The sequence below is a fragment of the Paenibacillus sp. LS-5 genome, from assembly GCF_056121505.1.
The window spans coordinates 66,288-84,237 of sequence record NZ_JBWAVA010000004.1 but is presented as its reverse complement, the minus strand read 5'-3'; the positions used below and the strand labels follow the sequence as shown (position 1 = coordinate 84,237).

General features: G+C 49.7%; 15 protein-coding genes. 12 read left to right on the top strand and 3 right to left on the bottom strand.

What is annotated here, in order from left to right; translation table 11 throughout:
- Window positions 1–258: 258 nt before the first annotated feature.
- From AC0MA3_RS08060 to AC0MA3_RS08025, 8 genes are all read left to right on the top strand, one after another.
- Window positions 259–720: a Dps family protein gene (locus AC0MA3_RS08060; protein WP_379160726.1), complete on the top strand. Its 462-nt coding sequence runs from the start codon at window positions 259–261 to the stop codon at window positions 718–720.
- Window positions 721–1,015: 295 nt separating this feature from the next.
- Complete coding sequence (gene sufC / locus AC0MA3_RS08055; RefSeq protein WP_379160729.1) at window positions 1,016–1,798, top strand: Fe-S cluster assembly ATPase SufC; 783 nt, start codon at window positions 1,016–1,018, stop codon at window positions 1,796–1,798.
- 27 nt (window positions 1,799–1,825) lie between these two features.
- The gene (gene sufD, locus AC0MA3_RS08050; RefSeq protein ID WP_379160732.1) at window positions 1,826–3,127 is read left to right on the top strand and encodes a Fe-S cluster assembly protein SufD; all 1,302 of its coding nucleotides are present in this window, start codon (window positions 1,826–1,828) and stop codon (window positions 3,125–3,127) included.
- Window positions 3,124–4,350: a cysteine desulfurase gene (locus AC0MA3_RS08045; protein ID WP_379160735.1), complete on the top strand. Its 1,227-nt coding sequence runs from the start codon at window positions 3,124–3,126 to the stop codon at window positions 4,348–4,350. The genes sufD and AC0MA3_RS08045 overlap by 4 nt, the downstream gene beginning before the upstream one ends.
- On the top strand, window positions 4,337–4,780 hold the full coding sequence (gene sufU / locus AC0MA3_RS08040) for a Fe-S cluster assembly sulfur transfer protein SufU (RefSeq protein WP_474655787.1): 444 nt from the start codon (window positions 4,337–4,339) through the stop codon (window positions 4,778–4,780). Before AC0MA3_RS08045 ends, sufU begins: the two co-directional genes overlap by 14 nt.
- A gap of 19 nt (window positions 4,781–4,799) precedes the next feature.
- Window positions 4,800–6,197: a Fe-S cluster assembly protein SufB gene (sufB, locus tag AC0MA3_RS08035; protein ID WP_474655786.1), complete on the top strand. Its 1,398-nt coding sequence runs from the start codon at window positions 4,800–4,802 to the stop codon at window positions 6,195–6,197.
- 297 nt (window positions 6,198–6,494) lie between these two features.
- Window positions 6,495–8,264, top strand: coding sequence for an ABC transporter ATP-binding protein (locus tag AC0MA3_RS08030; protein WP_474655785.1), 1,770 nt, complete (start codon window positions 6,495–6,497; stop codon window positions 8,262–8,264).
- Entirely contained in the window at window positions 8,261–10,120 is a 1,860-nt protein-coding gene (locus AC0MA3_RS08025) for an ABC transporter ATP-binding protein (protein ID WP_474655784.1), read from the top strand. Before AC0MA3_RS08030 ends, AC0MA3_RS08025 begins: the two co-directional genes overlap by 4 nt.
- A gap of 53 nt (window positions 10,121–10,173) precedes the next feature.
- Here AC0MA3_RS08025 and AC0MA3_RS08020 read toward each other — a convergent pair whose 3' ends face one another.
- The 3 genes from AC0MA3_RS08020 to AC0MA3_RS08010 form a co-directional block, all read right to left on the bottom strand.
- Window positions 10,174–10,422 (bottom strand): DUF7667 family protein, encoded by a 249-nt coding sequence (locus tag AC0MA3_RS08020; protein ID WP_474655783.1) that lies wholly within the window; start codon window positions 10,420–10,422, stop codon window positions 10,174–10,176.
- A gap of 568 nt (window positions 10,423–10,990) precedes the next feature.
- On the bottom strand, window positions 10,991–12,031 hold the full coding sequence (locus AC0MA3_RS08015) for an HD-GYP domain-containing protein (RefSeq protein ID WP_474655782.1): 1,041 nt from the start codon (window positions 12,029–12,031) through the stop codon (window positions 10,991–10,993).
- 88 nt (window positions 12,032–12,119) lie between these two features.
- Window positions 12,120–12,833: a molybdenum cofactor biosynthesis protein gene (locus tag AC0MA3_RS08010; protein ID WP_379160757.1), complete on the bottom strand. Its 714-nt coding sequence runs from the start codon at window positions 12,831–12,833 to the stop codon at window positions 12,120–12,122.
- A 153-nt stretch (window positions 12,834–12,986) separates the two neighbouring features.
- Here AC0MA3_RS08010 and AC0MA3_RS08005 point away from each other — a divergent pair, with 153 nt between their 5' ends.
- The 4 genes from AC0MA3_RS08005 to yfkAB all read left to right on the top strand — a co-directional run bounded on the left by AC0MA3_RS08005 (window position 12,987) and on the right by yfkAB (window position 17,938).
- Window positions 12,987–14,426, top strand: coding sequence for a bifunctional metallophosphatase/5'-nucleotidase (locus tag AC0MA3_RS08005; RefSeq protein ID WP_474655781.1), 1,440 nt, complete (start codon window positions 12,987–12,989; stop codon window positions 14,424–14,426).
- A gap of 78 nt (window positions 14,427–14,504) precedes the next feature.
- Window positions 14,505–15,332: an undecaprenyl-diphosphate phosphatase gene (locus AC0MA3_RS08000; RefSeq protein ID WP_379160763.1), complete on the top strand. Its 828-nt coding sequence runs from the start codon at window positions 14,505–14,507 to the stop codon at window positions 15,330–15,332.
- Between the two features lie 108 nt (window positions 15,333–15,440).
- Window positions 15,441–16,544: an HD-GYP domain-containing protein gene (locus AC0MA3_RS07995; protein WP_474655780.1), complete on the top strand. Its 1,104-nt coding sequence runs from the start codon at window positions 15,441–15,443 to the stop codon at window positions 16,542–16,544.
- 257 nt (window positions 16,545–16,801) lie between these two features.
- Window positions 16,802–17,938: a radical SAM/CxCxxxxC motif protein YfkAB gene (yfkAB, locus tag AC0MA3_RS07990; protein ID WP_474655779.1), complete on the top strand. Its 1,137-nt coding sequence runs from the start codon at window positions 16,802–16,804 to the stop codon at window positions 17,936–17,938.
- The last annotated feature ends 12 nt before the right edge of the window (window positions 17,939–17,950 follow it).

The following is a 17,950-nucleotide window of genomic DNA, read 5'->3' as shown; positions in this document are numbered from 1 at the left end:
GCCTTTCGGGCCTCTTTTTGCTGCCCTTTAGCTTTTGTCCAAGGTTGATTTATCTGGAGAAGCATAAGCGGGGCAGGCTTGGTTCATCCTACAAGCATAAACCATCCAACAACGGAGAAGTTCGGACATTGGTGTCTTCACCGGAGGGATATTTCATGTTTCGTCCTCTTCAGGGAAGGGTAAATTCAGTATAGACAACTGCAAGCCGGACCATGGACAGGCAGCCGGCTAAATTATGGATAAGGAAGGGATCTTACAATGGCTAAAGCATCTGGTAAAGTAAACACTACTTCACTTGAACAAGTACTCAACCGTGAGGTTGCAAACCTGAACGTACTGTATGTGAAAATTCACAATTATCACTGGTATGTGAAAGGAGAGCAATTTTTCTCCCTCCATGTGAAGTTTGAAGAGCTGTATGATGATATTACCCTCAAAATGGATGAGGTGGCTGAACGACTGCTGAGCATCAAAGGCAGCCCGGCAGCAACCATGAAAGAATATCTTGAATTGTCTACTATCCAGGAAGCAACAGGCAAGGAAGATACACGCAGCATGGTTCAGACGCTTATTGAAGACTTCGCCACCGTGGCCGAAGAGCTTACAGAGGGTATTGAGCTGGCCGAGCAGGGAAGCGATCAGCCTACAGCTGATTTGTTCATCAAAATCCGCAGTGATTTGGAGAAAAACCAATGGATGCTTCGCTCTTTCCTGGGCTGATCGCACGTTGCGGATAATTAAATCTACAATAGAAGTAAAGCCTCCAGTGTGGGGGCTTTCTTTTTTGATTTTTGTTCATATCTTAGACCTTGCATGATGAGCTTTACTCAAAAATAGATATTTGTAAAAAAACATGGTTTGTAATAAAATTAGTGAGAATCATTGATAATCACTCCAATACACTTTATAATTATTATAATATGATATAAAATCTAATTTTTGCTGGCATCAGGGATAACCTGTTACAATACAGCTTTCTGATTTCGCAAATCCAACAATGGGGGGAAACATTATTATGGCAGCAGAATTTGTCATTGAGGGACTGAAAGCAACAATTGAGGGAAAAGAAATTCTGAAGGGAATCAACCTTCAAATGAAGGGCGGCGAAATTCACGCCATCATGGGACCGAACGGTACCGGTAAAAGCACCCTGGCTTCGGCACTGATGGGTCATCCCAAGTACGTTGTTACTGAGGGTACAGCTATTCTGGAGGGTGAAGACCTGCTCGAAATGGCTGTGGATGAACGCGCACGTGCCGGTCTTTTCCTGGCGATGCAGTATCCAAGTGAAATCAGCGGCGTAACGAACTCCGACTTCCTGCGCAGCGCGATCAATTCCCGCCGTGAAGAGGGAAGCGAGATTTCCTTGATCCGCTTTATCCGTCAAATGGAAGCCAAGATGAAAGAACTGGATATGAACCCTGAGTTCCTGCACCGTTATCTGAACGAAGGTTTCTCCGGCGGCGAGAAGAAACGTAATGAAATTCTGCAAATGATGATGCTGGATCCCAAGATCGTCATTCTTGACGAAATTGACTCCGGCCTTGATATTGATGCACTCAAAATTGTCGCTGAAGGCGTTAACTCCATGCGCAGCCCCGAACGCGGTTTCCTAGTGATTACCCATTATCAGCGCCTATTGAATTACATCAAGCCAGATTATGTACATGTGATGATGCAAGGACGGATCGTAAAATCCGGCGGCTCTGAACTGGCTGAACGTCTGGAAGCAGAGGGTTATGAATGGGTGAAGGAAGAGCTTGGCATTGAAGATGAAACTGTAGGACAGGAAGCTTAAGATACGCCAGGAAGGAGGAAACCACTTATGACGACGCAAACCATTCTTCCGGTGGATGCACAGTTGCTCAGCGAATTGTCGCAGAGCAGCGGCGAGCCGGGCTGGCTGAAGGACAGCCGTTTGAACGCACTTACTCTGGCCGCAGGCCTGGCATTGCCGAAACTGGAAAAGACCCGGATTGACCGCTGGAATGTGAACACTTATGGAAGTTATAAAGCAAGCCAAGCTATCACTGCACTTAGTGAAGCTCCTGCTTCTGTTACAGCTCTGATCAAGGATCAGGAGGAAGGCAGCCTGATTATTCAGCGCAACTCCAGCGCTATATATGTACGGCTTGCTCCGGAGCTGGCAGCTCAGGGTGTTATTTTTACCGATCTGCAAACGGCAGTCAAAGAGCATGGAGATCTGGTGCAGCGTTATCTGCACAAGGCAATACTGCCTGATGAGCATTCTATTGCCGCGCTGCATGCAGCCCTTTGGAACGGCGGGGTATTCCTCTATGTTCCGAAGAACGTCATTATTGAGACACCGCTACAGGCGGTTCTGCTCACAGATGATGCTGAAGCTGCTTTTGTTCCGCATATTCTGATTGTTGCTGAAGCAAATAGTTCTTTAACATACGTTGACAACTATGTATCGGACAAAGCTGAAGCCGGACTACACAACGGTGCGGTGGAAGTATTCGTCGGAGCAGGCGCCAAGGTGCGTTATGCTACGGTTCATCAGCTGGGTGAGGATACAACTGACGTGACTTACCGGCGCGCTGTTGTGGAGAACGATGGGACGATTGAATGGATTGTAGGCGAAATGAACTACGGTGATACCGCCAGCGATACCAAGTCCGTGCTTAAAGGCAATGGATCAAGCTCCGACGCCAAAGTCATCGCAGTGGGCTCAGGCGTACAGAAGCTTAGTTACACCACACAGGCTCAGCATTTCGGCAAAAACACGCCAAGTGATATGATTACCCGTGCGGTTATGCGTGATTCCGCAACCTCCATTATTAATGGGATTACCAAAATCGAAAAAGGCGCAACCCGGGCCGATGGCCAGCAGACAGAAAAAGTTCTGATGCTGAGTCCCAAAGCACGCGGAGACGCTAACCCGATTCTGCTTATTGATGAAGACGATGTTACTGCAGGCCATGCCGCTTCCGTAGGACAGGTCAATTACGAGCAGGTATACTACCTGATGTCCCGGGGGATTACACGGCATGATGCAGAAACACTGATCATATACGGCTTCCTAGCTCCTGTAGTGTCGCAAATTCCACTGGAGGGACTGCGCAATCAGCTCCAATCTCTTGTGGAAAGGAAGTTAGGCCAATGATTAACAGCGCCATCCGGGAGCAATTTCCCATACTGAACCAGAAGATCAACGGCCATCCTTTGGTGTACCTGGACAGCGCGGCAACCTCACAGAAACCGCGCCAGGTTATCGAGGCAGTGAAGTCCTATTATGAATGGGATAACGCTAACGTACACCGCGGCGTCCATACATTGGGCAGCCGGGCTACGGACGCTTATGAAGGAGCCCGCGAGAAGCTGGCGAAATTCCTTCACGCCCGCAGTACGAAGGAAATTATTTTTACCCGCGGCACAACAACCGCTCTGAATATTGTAGCTTCGTCTTACGGCCCGGCCCATGTGGGTGAAGGCGACGAAATTGTCATTACCCAGATGGAGCACCATAGCAACTTCATCCCATGGCAGCAGCTGGCGAAGAAGACAGGGGCAACCTTGAAATTCCTCCCGCTGCAGAAGGATGGAACCATTACACTAGCGGATGCTGAGGAGACGATAACCGATAAGACCAAGATCGTCGCCATCGCCTATGTATCGAATGTAATGGGTGTTACCCATCCGGTAAAAGAGCTGGCAGCCATCGCTCACCGTCACGGTGCTGTAATCGTTGTGGACGGGGCTCAGAGCACACCTCATATGAAGGTGGATGTTCAGGATCTCGACTGCGATTTCTACGCATTGTCCGGGCACAAGATGCTTGCACCTACAGGCATTGGCGCCTTGTATGGCAAGAAGGCTTTGCTAGAGGCTATGGAGCCTGTCGAGTTCGGTGGTGAAATGATCGACGATGTAGGCCTGTATGAATCGACGTGGAAAGAGCTTCCCTGGAAATTCGAAGGGGGTACACCGATTATTGCCGGAGCGGTCGGCCTAGGGGCAGCGATTGATTTCCTCCAGGAAATCGGGATGGATGAAATTCACCGTCATGAGATGGAGCTTGCTGCTTACGCGGAAGAGCGTCTCTCAGGGGTGGACGGACTCACCATTTATGGACCGCGCAGCCGTCAGGTCGGCGTAGTTACCTTCAATCTCGGGGATGTTCATCCTCATGATGTAGCTACTGTGCTGGATGCTGAGGGTGTCGCTGTCCGTGCCGGACATCACTGCTGCCAGCCGCTGATGCGGTGGCTGCAGGTCAGTTCAACCGCCCGTGCAAGCTTCTATCTGTACAATTCGGAGCAGGACGTGGATGCACTAGTGCAAGCTTTAATCAAGGCAAAGGAGTATTTCGCCTATGAACTTGGATGACTTATATAGACGCGTAATTATGGATCATTATAAAAATCCCCGGAACCGTGGTTCTTTTGCAGATGACGCCGTGAAGATTGAACTGAACAACCCTACCTGCGGCGACCGTATTACACTTCAGCTAAAGGTGGAGGATGGCATCGTCAAGGATGCCCGTTATAGCGGCGAAGGCTGTTCGATCAGCATGTCGTCGGCTTCCATGATGACGGAAGCGGTCAAAGGCCAGACGATCCAGCATGCGCTTGACCTGGCTGACCGTTTCTCCTGCCTGATGAAGGGCGAAGCAGCGGATTTTAATGACTATGAAGATATTGAAGCCCTTTCCGGTGTTAATAAATTTCCGGCGCGGATCAAATGTGCGACACTGGCATGGAACGCGCTGCGCAAAGGTATAGACGAGGAAGAAGAAGAGCATCACCAAGAACACTAAAAACAAGGAGGCTGACACCATGGCTAAGAAAGCGCCTGATATGGAAGAGTACCAATACGGGTTCCATGACGAGCATAAGTCGATATTCCAGTCTGGTAAGGGACTTACGGCCGAAATTGTTAAAGAAATCTCTGCCATCAAGAATGAGCCGGAGTGGATGCTGGAATTCCGCCTGAAATCTCTGGAGCAATTCTATAAAATGCCGATGCCTAAATGGGGCGGTAATCTCGATGAATTGGATTTTGATGAAATCCAGTATTATGTAAGACCGTCCGAGAAGCAAGGGAAGACTTGGGAGGAGGTTCCTTCCGAGATTAAAGAGACCTTCGACAAGCTGGGGATTCCGGAAGCGGAGCAGAAGTTCCTGGCCGGTGTCTCGGCGCAGTACGAATCCGAGGTGGTCTACCACAGCATGCAGAAGAACCTTGAAGATCAAGGGGTAATCTTTACCGATACCGACACTGCTCTGCGTGAGCATCCCGAGCTCTTCAGAAAGTTCTTTGGTACTATTATCCCGCCTGCGGATAACAAGTTTGCTGCATTGAACAGTGCTGTATGGTCTGGGGGAAGCTTCATCTATGTTCCGAAGGGTGTGAAATGCGAAGTGCCTCTGCAGGCATACTTCCGGATTAACTCTGAGAACATGGGCCAATTCGAGCGTACTCTGATTCTTGCCGATGAAGACAGCTTCGTGCATTATGTAGAGGGCTGTACAGCTCCTATCTACAGCACGAACTCTCTGCACAGTGCGGTCGTTGAGATCCTGTGCATGAAGAACGCTCGCGTTCGTTACACAACGATTCAGAACTGGGCACCGAATATCTACAATCTGGTTACCAAACGTGCCGTTGCTGAAGAGAACGCTACGATGGAATGGGTCGATGGCAACATCGGTTCCAAGCTGACCATGAAATATCCTGCCGTTGTACTCAAAGGCCGCGGAGCCAAAGGCTCGGTATTGTCCATCGCGGTTGCGGGCAAGGACCAGCATCAGGATGCAGGGGCCAAAATGATTCATTTGGCACCGGACACGACTTCGACGATCGTCTCCAAATCGATCAGCAAGCATGGCGGTAAAGTAACATACCGTGGTCTGGCTTCCTTCGGCCGTAAGGCGGAAGGCGCGAAATCCAACATCAAATGCGATACGCTAATTCTGGATAACTTGTCCACTTCGGACACGATTCCATACAATGAGATCATGAACGATAACATCGTGCTTGAGCATGAAGCGACCGTCTCCAAGGTCTCTGAAGAGCAGCTGTTCTATCTGATGAGCCGTGGCCTCACCGAAGCCGAAGCGACTCAGATGATCATCATGGGCTTCATCGAGCCATTCACCAAAGAGCTGCCGATGGAGTATGCGGTAGAAATGAACCGTCTCATCAAGTTCGAAATGGAAGGCAGTATTGGGTAACAAAAAAATAAAATGCTGGTGCAGAAGGCGAACTTTATGTTCGTCTTCTTTTTGTATGCGCTCTGCGTACAGGAAAACAGGCAGAATCATGGATTATCTTAATCCAATAGGATTCAGGAGGAAATGGAAGCATTTAAAGCTGAAGCTGTCCTTTACCTTGCGAGGAAGCCCGAATCTTTCGGGAAAAACCGAGAAAATGAGGATTTCTCCCCTTTGCCGCATTAAATCAAGGGTGATAAACTGCATAAAGTCACTAAGATGGAAGCGCTAAAAATCCACGCACTAAGGAGGAGAGATATGGATGTTCTCAGGCAACTGCGGGGCTTTTATCGGGAGAAGCTGAACTATCTGATTCTGTCGATTGTTTGTTTGGCAGCCGCAACTGCAGTGGGGCTTATTACCCCCAACTTGTTAAGACGTTTGATTGATGATGTTATCGTACCCATGAAGTTCACTGAGGTACCCGTCCTTGCGCTCAGCGTATTGGCCGTCGTATTTGTTAAGGCTTGTCTTCAGTTTGCCCATGGCTTTTTCGGAGGGCGGCTCGGCAACTTTCTGGCCTACCGTCTGCGCAATGCCTGTTATGAGAAGCTGCAATTCCTGTCTTTCCGCTATTATGACACGGCGAAGACAGGTGACCTGATGTCCCGGCTGACCGGGGATCTTGAGGCCATCCGGCTGTTTATCGGGTTCGGATTTGCCCAACTGCTGAATGTGTTTTTTATGGTGTTGTTCGGCTCCATTATGATGTTCACGATCAATTGGCAGCTTACCCTTGTTACGCTGATCACAATGCCGTTTCTGGCTGCTGTTGCATTCAGATTCGAATCCAAGATTCACCCGGCCTTCCAGGAGATGCGGCTTGTGCTCAGCTCTCTTACCACGGCTGTCCAAGAGAATGTTACCGGTGTGCGGACTGTCAAATCATTCGCCAGAGAAGCCTATGAGGTAGAGAAGTTCTCACACCGTAATGAGCGATACAAGGATAACCAGATTTTTGCCGCGGAGCTGTGGAGTAAGTTTTTCCCGGTGATGGAGCTTTTGGCTTCGGTCAGTGTAGCTATATTGCTAGGGGTTGGCGGAACGCTGGTCATCAAGGGACATATGTCGCTTGGCGAGCTTGTAGCCTTTTTCAGCTTAATCTGGTATATTATCGGCCCTGTATGGGGTCTTGGCTTCCATATCAACAACTATACGCAATCCAAAGCTTCCGGAGAACGTGTACTTGAAGTACTTAATCAGCCTATCGATGTAAAAGATAAAGAGAATGCCCGTGAGCTTGTGGCGGCAGAAGTGAAAGGTGAAGTCGTCTTTGATCACGTGACCTTTGCCTATGGCAACAAAATGCCTGCAGTCAAGGACATTCATTTCCATGCCAAGCCAGGGGCAGTTATTGGATTTCTAGGCGGTACCGGCTCCGGGAAGTCTACCATTATCCAGCTGATGATGCGGGCTTATGATGTGAATAAAGGCAGCATTACACTGGATGGTGTGGATATCCGGGAATATAATGTACGAAGCCTTCGGTCGCAGATCGCCACAGTGTTTCAGGAGACTTTTCTGTTCTCCTCCTCCATCCGCAACAATATCGCTTACGGTTTGAAGGATGTGAGTATGGAAGAGATTATCCGTGCCGCACAGTTGGCGAAGGCTCATGATTTTATTATGGAAATGCCTGAAGGGTATGATACGGTGGTTGGCGAACGGGGAATGGGACTCTCAGGCGGGCAGAAGCAGCGGATTGCCATTGCCAGAGCCCTTCTGAAGAATCCGCGGATCCTTATTCTGGACGATGCCACCAGTGCCGTTGATATGGAGACTGAGCATGAGATTCAGGCGGGATTCCAGGAGGTTATGCGCGGACGGACCACTTTGATTATTGCCCACCGGATATCCTCCCTGAGGCATGCCGATCAGATTATTGTGATGAACGAAGGTAATATGGTGCAGCAGGGTACCCACCATGAGCTGATCGAGGTTCCCGGTCCTTACCAGGATGTCTACCGGGTTCAGTATGCTGATTATCTGAACAGGGAGCATGGAAGAGGGGCAGGTGATCAGGCATGAAGCCAGAAGCTAACCAAGGGAAATTTGTAAAACTGAAGCAAAGTTCAGCCCAGGAGCAGGCGTTAGACGAACGTTTCGTGTACAAAGACGATGATATCATCGACAAGGCGTTTGACTGGAAGCAGTTCACCCGGCTGTTCAGTTATATGAAGCCCTATGCAAGACAGATGCTGCCGCTCGTGTCGGTGATGATGATCCTCGGCACGATTACGAAGCTGACGGTCCCTTATCTGACGAGTATGGCTATCGACAAGGCAATTGCTCCCAAGGCGGGGAATCCGAGTCTGACACTATTATATACATTGACGGTTGCTGTAATTGTACTTTATCTGATCCAGTGGATTGCCGGAGTCTATCGTATTAAATATACGAATGTGATAGGACAGCGGGTCATTTATGATCTGCGTTCAGACCTTTTCCGGCATATTCAAAAGCTTTCCTTCAACTTTTTTGATAAACGTCCTGCAGGTTCAGTGCTCGTTCGGGTTACCAATGATATTAACTCTTTGCAGGATCTGTTCACTAACGGGGTCGTCAATCTGATGATCGACTGTGTACAGCTGCTCGGAATTATGGTGATTCTGCTGCTGATCAATTGGAAACTGGGACTGGCGGTGATGATCACCGTACCGGTTATGTTCTTTGTCTCTACCAAGCTGCGCCAGAAGATCCGGATAGCCTGGCAGGATGTGCGGATGAAGAACTCTCGGATCAATTCTCACCTGAATGAGTCGATTCAAGGGATAAGGGTCACTCAGGCCTACACCCAGGAACAGGAAAATATGAACTACTTCGATGCGATGAACATGGATAGCCGGAAATCATGGAACAAGGCTTCGGCGATGAACCAGGCATTTGGCCCGATTATTGAAATTACAGGCGGCTTCGGCACGATGATTCTCTTCTGGTTCGGAGCCTATCTGATCCAGACCGGGGATCTTACGGTAGGCTTTCTGGTCGCGTTCAGCACTTACGTCAGCAACTTCTGGGACCCGATTAACCGGCTGGGCCAGATGTATAACCAGCTGCTCGTGGCGATGGCTTCCTCGGAGCGGATCTTTGAATACCTGGATGAGCAGCCTGCTGTGCAAGACAAACCAGGGGCAACACCGCTGCCAAAAATTCAGGGTGACATTCAGTTTAATAAGGTAGTGTTTGAATATGAAAAAGGCCGGGCGGCGCTGAAAGGTATTGATCTCGATGTTAAGGCCGGCCAGTCGATCGCACTTGTCGGTCATACCGGCTCAGGTAAAAGTACAATCATCAACCTGATTGGCCGGTTCTATGATATTAAGAGCGGCAGCATCACTATCGACGGCAGGGATACACGTGACGTGACACTGCAGAGTCTGCGCGAGCAGATCGGGATCGTGCTGCAGGATACATTTATTTTCTCAGGAACTATCCGGGATAATATCCGTTTCGGTCGGCTGGATGCTACGGATCAAGAGGTGGAGGATGCGGCGAAGGCAGTGGACGCTCATGACTTCATCAGCAGCCTGCCGGGCGGCTATGAGACTGAGGTCGAGGAACGCGGTAGCGCACTCTCTATGGGACAACGCCAGCTGTTGTCCTTCGCCCGTGCGCTGCTGGCCAATCCGCGGATTCTGATCCTGGATGAGGCGACAGCCAGCATTGATACCGAGACGGAGATCAAGATTCAGGAGGCGCTGAAGATTCTTCTTCAGGGTCGTACTTCCTTCATCGTCGCCCACCGGCTGTCGACTATCCGTCATGCGGATAAGATTGTCGTACTGGATCACGGTGAGATCAAGGAAGAAGGAACCCATGCCGAGCTTACAGCGCATGAGGGAATCTATAACGGTCTGATCGAAGCACAGTTCCGCTTCTTGTAGAGTCTGACAGCAGCAGCCCTTTCCGGCACGTTTAGGTGTGGAAGGGGCTGCTTTTATGTACTCCGGTTGCCCACTTTGCCGGTTAACATGACCTCGTACATTTGGGCACTGATCTCCTGCTGCCACTGGGCATCATTTGTATCCGTGGCAAGCTTCGCTTCATTGTTCAGCCGTGCCATTTCCCAGCAATACGCTGCATTAACCTGGAGACAATGCTGCTGTTCGGTTAATTCATAACCCGTCAGGGTCCGCTGCAGACTTAAAATGTACAACTCCGCAAGCCGCTGATGAATGGATAGCATATTCTCCCTCCTATAATCATCCGAATGTGAAATACTATTATCATTCTCGCCATAGAAAAAGCGATCCAAACCCAGGCACGAATATCTGTGTGAAGAACTATAAAAGAAGGAGACAAGCGGCTGCATACGGCTGCAAATGGCTACGGCTGTAGAAACCCGGTATATCATCAAAATAGGAGATTCCCAAACCGTCCGGTGAGGGAGTCTCCTATTTTTCTTATTACCCAGGAAATTATAATTGTCTTCTAATAGGGAGATATGTGTTTCGACCTGCATGATCTGCTGTGTAGGAGAGGTGGCGGACTCAGAGGAGAAGTGGGGAGCACGTGGGGAACTGCAGGGAAATAAGTGGAATTAGTTCGTATAAATAGTAGGAAAAACTGCAGGAGTGAATAGTGGCTTTGAAGCACCCGTCCTTTACGGAGCAAAGCAGAGAGCTTCAAGGGGGCTAAATGCACCGAAGATTTCTTCTGCCACAGCCGCAGCGTTCCGCCAAGCTTCCAGGTGTCCAGAGGGTAGACCCTTAAGACCCTCCCTTGGTAAGGGAGGGTCTGGAAGGAATCGAAAATCAATCCATATAAATCTCCACGATCGTAATCTTGCGTTCGCGGGCCAGGTCCAGGAATTTGCCTTCGCTCTGTACAAGCGGACGGAAGACATCGAGCGGATTGTTCATAATGATTACACCCATGTCCCCCGTGCTGAGAAGCACGTGTTTGCCGATGAAATTCGGCATCAGATGTTGGATTAAGGCTTGTACAGTCTTGCCGTCCAGCTTGCCGAAGCTGAGTGTGTAGATCTCACGAAGAACGGAGATCAGCTCCTGCTTCGATTGATAGATCCGTTGAGAGGTCATAGCACTGTAGATATCGGCTACAGCTGCGATCTGGGAATACGGGTGAATATCAACTTTGGTCAACTGATGCGGGTACCCGGAACCGTCTTCACGTTCATGATGCTGAAGTGCCACCAGGGCTGCGGTAGGGTCATCCATGGAATTACGGATAATTTCATAGCCATAAATCGTATGTAGTTTGACTTCGTCAAATTCTGCCGCAGTCAGCTTGCCGGGTTTATTCAGAATATCGGGGGAGATCCGGCATTTACCGATATCAATCAGATAGCCGGCCCGGCCGACTTCATAACATTCTTTCTTGGAATACCCCAGCCAGGTTGCTATATAATAAGAAAGCATGCCCACCTGTAACGAGTGGTTATATGTATAATTATCTTCCCGGTCAAGCAGTAACAGTAAGGAAACCACATCCTTGTGTTTGTCCAAGGACTCCAGCGAAGGCTGAAGGATATCATCCACCACCGTCTGATTGAAGCTGCCCTTAGTTACCGCTTCCATATATACAGATTCAAAGCCGTCAATCATGGAATCGAAATGTTGGGAAGCTGACTGGATGATAGCGGGTCTGTTGGAAGACGCTGGTTCTTCCTGAGTAGATTCTATATCAACATAATCTACTCCAAGCTGCATCAGTTTTGCAATCTCTTCCATTTGAAGCACTGTTCCTTTGGGCAATACATGTAACCCTCTTGAGCTAAAGGTATCCCTCAGTAGGGAATACCCTGGTTTCAGATCTGAGACGTGTATTTTCAATGACTATGCCACCTTACTATAGCGATTTTTTCCAGCATAGCAACTAATGTAAGATTATTCAATAGGAAGAAAAGCTATTTATTAACATTTACAGACTGCGGTATTTCATAGCTTGGGGATCTGCTCCAAGCCACTGTTCTCCGGAGTCGCCGATATCTTTTTTCCATACGGGCACTATTGCCTTCAGCCGCTCAATAGCATACCTGCTGGCTTCATAACAGGTATCACGGTGGGGAGCCGAGACGGCGATTATTACGCTTGCTTCCTTTAGGCCGACAAGCCCGGTCCGGTGTGCAATGGCACAGCGGGCATCCCATTTCTCTTCAACCTCCCTGCCAATTTCCTGCAGCTTGGAGAGGGCCATGGGGACATATGCTTCGTAGTATAGTGCTGAGGTGCGCTGGGTGCCAGTCATCTCACGGGTTGTACCTATGAAGATCAGCGAAGCGCCGTGACCTGCGTCCAGCACTTTATTCAGCAGAGCTTCTCCGTTAAGGGGCTGGCCTGTGATAATGAATCTTCCGTCAGAGGTCTCCTGGTCCTCTTCAGAAGGTTCTCCCCCGGACACGGGAGGAATGAGCGCTACTTCGGAGGCTTCGGAAATGAAGGAGTCGTCCGGTGCATACTCATGGTCAATGGCCACCAGGGACACTTTGATCTGCATTGCGGCATCCGGATAGGAGGCAGAGAGCAGCTCTTTCAGTCTTCCGGCAGTAAGCGGAACCTCATGCGAATGGAAGGGCAGTGAAGAGGAGCCAATGATTTCGGCAAGGCCGGCGAACAGACGAATAGTCAAATGCATGCTTGATTCACCTCGGAATGTAGGGTTATTGAACTTTCAATAATGATTCCAATATACCATATTGAATCTGAAAATGTTATGCTAAGCACTATGAGATAACAAGCCTGCCGCTAATTCTAAAACGGCTTTACAGGTGGGAGGGAAGAGAAGCATATGGAGCGAGCCATGCAGAGGTTGGTTCTGATTCACACCAATGATATACATAGCCACTTTGAGATGATGAGCCCTGTTGCTGCTGAAATAGCCAAGCTAAAGGCAATGGCAGGGGACGAGCCTGTGCTGTTGATGGATATTGGCGATCATATGGACCGGTTCTCTGTGGAGACTGAGGGGACTGTGGGGCAGGCGAATATCGATATGATTAACCTGACCGGTTATGATGCGGTAACAATTGGCAACAATGAAGGACTGACCTTCCCGCATGAGACGCTCTCTGCTCTGTATGCAGGTATCCAGTGCCCGGTAGTATGCTGCAACATTCTGGAGAACTCAACCGGTGAGCCCCCTGGCTGGATGAAACGGCATGCGATTCTGGAGAAAGAAGGCATCAAAATAGGGGTTACGGGAGCAACAGCTGCTTTTTCCACTTTTTATTCGCTGCTGGGCTGGGAGGCGCTGGACCCGGAAATGGCGCTCCGGGAACAATGTGAACTGCTAGCTCCGCAGGTCGATCTCCTGATTATTTTGTCCCATCTGGGGCTTCCGGCGGATAGACGGCTGGCAGAGCAACTGGAGGGGGTTCATGCCATTCTGGGCGGCCACACCCATCATATGCTGGAGACGCCGGAGATCATCAACGGAACTGCGGTCTGCGGTGCTGGCAAGTTCGGCCGTTATGTCGGACAGCTTATTTTTGAGCGGGAGTCTGCCGGGCATGACTTTGAGCTGGTGAGCGGCCAATGTTTCCCCGTGGATCCTTCGCTTACCGAGGATGTAATCTTTCCTGCGGCGGCGCTGCATTTGAAGCATGGACGGGAGGTTCTTAACGAGACGGTAGCCATCACTGACCGCGAGCTTGATCTGAATACTCTGGGCGAATCCCCTTTCGGCAATCTTCTGGCCCAGGCTGTCCGGCGCTTTACTGGAGCACCGTTATCACTGGTCAACAGCGGGCAACTGCTTGAATCTCTGCCAGCAGGCAATATTACTGCTGGGATGCTCCATGCGCTGTGTCCGTCTCCGATTAACGCCTGTATTGTTCAACTGAAAGGTAAGGATATCCGCACAGCTCTTGAGCAGAGCCTTACGGAAGAGTTTCGTACCAAGGCTATTTACGGCTACGGATTCCGCGGAAAGGTTCTGGGCAGCCTTGCAGTGGATGGATTGAAAATCCTGTACGATCCTGGGATCATGCCTTATGATAACGGTATTGCCGTCTTTGTTGACGGAGAACCGCTGGATGACTACGCCATATATTCGGTTGGAACACTGGATATGTTCACGTTCCGCACAGGATATGAGAGCCTTGCGAACGGAACGGATCCGTTGTATCTGCTGCCTCATTTCCTGAGGGATTTGCTGCGAATGGAGCTGCAGCGGCCGGGAAGCCTTGATGAATGTGAGGTACTGCGGTGGGGTACGAAGTCTGTATAAACACTGAATTTTATTTTGTATGAATATTAGGAGCTCTAGCCGCATTAGGTTTAATTTATTTAAGATCAGGAGGATTATATGGACACTATTACAGCAATTATTCTCGCAATTGTAGAAGGAATAACGGAATTTATCCCGGTGTCATCAACGGGACACATGATTCTAACGACCAAGCTGCTCGGATTTGATGACCAGTCGTCGATTATGAAGACGTATGAGATTGTGATTCAGCTGGGAGCTATTCTGGCTATTGCACTGGTATACCGCCAGCGGATTCTGAACCTGCTGGGCATCGGGCGCGGCCGGACAGACCGGGGCGGAGTCATGAAGGCCTCCAGACTGAATCTGATCCATGTCCTTCTGGGGATTGTACCGGCGCTTGCAGTTGCTTTTCTGGCCCGGGATTTCATTAAAAGTCTGTTTGGAGCCACCACCGTACTCTGGGCGCTTGTCGCCGGCGGGATTCTGATGATTGTGGCGGAATGGGTAAACCGGCGGAAGATCCGGGTGACGGCTCATGAGCTGGATGATTTGACGTACGGCCAGGCTCTTGCCATTGGACTCTATCAGATTATTTCTGTGCTGTGGCCGGGATTTTCGCGCTCCGGTTCGACCATCTCAGGCGGTATGCTGAGCGGGGTCAGCTATAAGGCTTCGGCAGATTTTTCGTTCCTGATTGCAATCCCGATTATGTGTGCGGCATCCGGCTATGAACTGCTCGATTCCTACCAATATTTTACCAAAGATACGATTATGGATTTCGCGATCGGTTTTGTGATTTCATTTGTGGTTGCTTATGTAGTTGTGGTGGCATTCATGAAAATGATCCAGAAGATCAGACCGACCCATTTCGCGATCTACCGCTTTATTCTGGCAGCTGCATTCTGGCTGTTTATTATGCGTTAATTACAAGCTCATGACTAATCGCTCGAGGTAACGGTATATACACATAGAGTCACCTGGGGATTTTGAAACAGAAGAGCAATTTACCGTTAAAGGCAGGAGTGAGCCAAGGTGCGTCTAGTATCTGTAAACCGGCTTCAAGCCGGAATGAAGCTGGGTAAAAAAATATATAATGATGAAGGACTGGTCCTCCTTGCGGACGGGGTTGAGCTTACTGATGCAATGATCAAGCGGCTGGCCAAGATTGACATCGGATATATCTACATAGAGGATTCCCTCACAGAAGATGTCGAGATTACCGGAATGCTGCAGGATGAGACCCGCAATCAGGCGCTCAAGGTTGTCCGGAACCAGTTCCAGCAGATGTCAGGAGTATCCGGTATTGCCAAGGGCTTTTATCATCTGGACAAGAAATTCTCCGGGGTGATGGATTCCATTCTGGATGATTTGGCTACGCAGGATGACCCCATGATAATGCTCCTGGATATGCACACAGCCGACAACTACCTGTATGCCCACTCCCTTAATGTTTGCCTGTACACACTGGTGCTTGGAATTGCTCACGGCTACAGCAGGGAGGAGTTGCGGGTTATCGGCCTGGGTGCGCTGCTTCATGATATCGGCAAAACGCAGATTCCTCTCAAAATTGTACAAAAACCCGGCATGCTCAGCGACGAGGAGTTTCGGCATATGCAGGCTCATACGGAGATTGGCTACCGGATTCTCAAGGATGAGCCGAATATCCCGCTGCTTGCAGCACACTGCGCACTGCAGCATCATGAGCGCATCGACGGCTCGGGGTATCCGCGCGGCTTGAAGGGTCCGCAAATTCATGAATATGCCAAATGGCTGGGCGTTGCAGATTCCTATGATGCGATGACCTCGAACCGGATCTATAAGAAGGCCATGTTGCCGCATCAGGCGGTTGAAGCGCTCTATGTTGGTTCAGGAACACTGTATGAACAGAAGCAGCTGGAGCTGTTCAGAGACCGTGTAGCCATTTATCCGCTTGGATTAACTGTCAAGCTTAGTACGGGGGAGAGCGGTGTAGTAGTCAAAATAGACCCGTCAACGCCGCATAGACCGGTTGTGCGTGTGCTGAACGGACCTGAAGGCGAACCGACCGCTCCGTATGAGCTGGATTTGGGCAGCAAGCTGTCAGTAGTGATTGTGGATGTGACCGATGATGACGGGGTTGTGGTCAGAACCACTTAATACCCGGTTCGAAGCGAGGACAGGAAACGGGCAAGCCGCATGAGTGCGGAGCATCGTGGCTGTCCCGTTTTTTTTGTTATACATATCTTAGCGGTATGAGCAGCCCTGAGCAGGATCTTTTATCGGAAACGAAGCACATAAAGTGCCCTCCCTGCAGTTTTTGCCCAGTCGTGGTATGATGTAGGTTAAGTTACCGTTCTTTTTCATTGATTTTGGGTTAATAATAAGGAATACGCATCGAAGGAGTACCATTAAAAATGAGTATATTAGAACCATCCTCAACACCTCTAAGGGAGCTGTCGCCAAGCTACGATCCTTGGGACCCGATTTCTTCACTACGCAAGCATGGGCGTCATGTGCTGACCAGTGTCGAGATGACGGTTACCAATCTGTGCAATATGCGCTGTGAGCATTGTGCGGTTGGCGACAGCCTGACTACCAAAGAAGGAGAAATGCTGCCGCTAAAAAATATGCTGGACCGTCTGGAAGAGGTTGAGCATCTGCAGACGATCAGTATTACTGGCGGCGAGCCCATGTTCCGCGCCGGTACCGTGGAGAATACCATTGTTCCACTGCTGAAATATGCCCGCGAGCGGGGTATCCGTTCCCAGATTAATTCCAATCTCACTATGCCTTATTCCCGTTACGAGCAGTTGCTGCCGTATCTGGACGTTATGCATATCTCTTTTAATTATGTGAATGGAGACGACTTCCACGAGGTGGGCTTCGCGAACAGCGGCCACCCGGTTTCGAAAGAAGCGGCTTACCGGCTCTATGACACGATGCTGGAAAATTCCCGCCGCCTCAGTAGCGACGGCATGCTGATCTCGGCAGAATCTATGATTAATTACCGGACGCATAACAAGCTGCCGGCCATTCATAAGCTGATTGGCGAGATGGGGGCAGGCCGGCATGAGGTGCACCCAATGTATGCTTCCAGCTTTGCATCGAAGCTCCCTGTGCTGTCCCTGAAGGAAATGGGCGCAGCGATCCATGATCTGCTGGATCATCGCAATCCTGAAATGTGGATGCTATTTGGTACGCTTCCTTTCTTTGCCTGCAGCTTTCTGGAAGAAGACCAGAAGCTTCTGCGCAGATTGCGGGAGGAGAAGAACGTTACTCTGCGCAATGATCCGGACGGCAGAAACCGGGTGAATGTCAATTTGTTCACAGGGGATGTGTTTGTGACGGATTTTGCCGATATTTCCGCCTTTGGCAACATTGGCAGCAGCAGGCTGGATGATATTTTTACCGAATGGCAGTTGAAACATCCGCTCAATCAGAAGGTGAATTGCCACTGTGATGAAGCCGGCTGCTGTGGTCCCAATCTTCTCGTAGCCGATATGTATTATCCGAAGGTTGATTTCAAAACAAGAAAAGCGATCACTCTGTAGAAATGAGGCGTT